1 pseudogene is annotated in these 549 nt (G+C 44.3%); it reads left to right on the forward strand.

Annotation, left to right across the window (positions count from 1 at the left end):
- Window positions 1-549 (forward strand): annotated as a pseudogene (locus GE115_RS18425) (hypothetical protein); the annotation flags it as partial.

Consider the following 549-nt stretch of genomic DNA (forward strand, 5'->3'; position numbering starts at 1 on the left):
TTTCGTTCAAAAATTGCCAAAATGGTAAATCTTCTTTGCACGCGCGCGCTAGCGCTGCGGGGCGCACGGCCGTACGTACCTGCGGCGAGGGCGCTCGCGGTCGCCTTGGTATATTTACGAAATCTCATTCCATCATTGAAAATAAAGGCTTTCAGAGGGTTCATGAGTTCCTTCTTCAAGATCAATCTGCAAGACTTTTGCCTAAAGAGCGTGTTTGTAATTGTTTGAAGAAGCGAATCGATTCTTCAAAAGAATTTTCTGTCAAATATAACGAAGTTAGAAATAAGGCTCATTGGGCCAATGTGCAGCGCTGTGGCTCTGTTTGGACTTGCCCTGTCTGTGCAAAGCAGATTACTGAAAAACGTCGTGATGAGCTTAAGAGAGCCTGTGACGCATGGAAAAACCAAGGGGGTGAGGTTTTTCTTTTAACCCTTACAAATAGCCATTCTGCGAATCATGCTTTGAAGTCTTTAATTTCGGGGCAGAAAAAAGCGCTTAGGCTTTTTTTTGGTGGTCGCAAAGCTGTTGAACTTTTTACGAAATTGGGTC

This window comes from Agromyces agglutinans, from assembly GCF_009647605.1.
GTDB classification, from domain to species: Bacteria; Actinomycetota; Actinomycetes; order Actinomycetales; family Microbacteriaceae; genus Agromyces; species Agromyces agglutinans.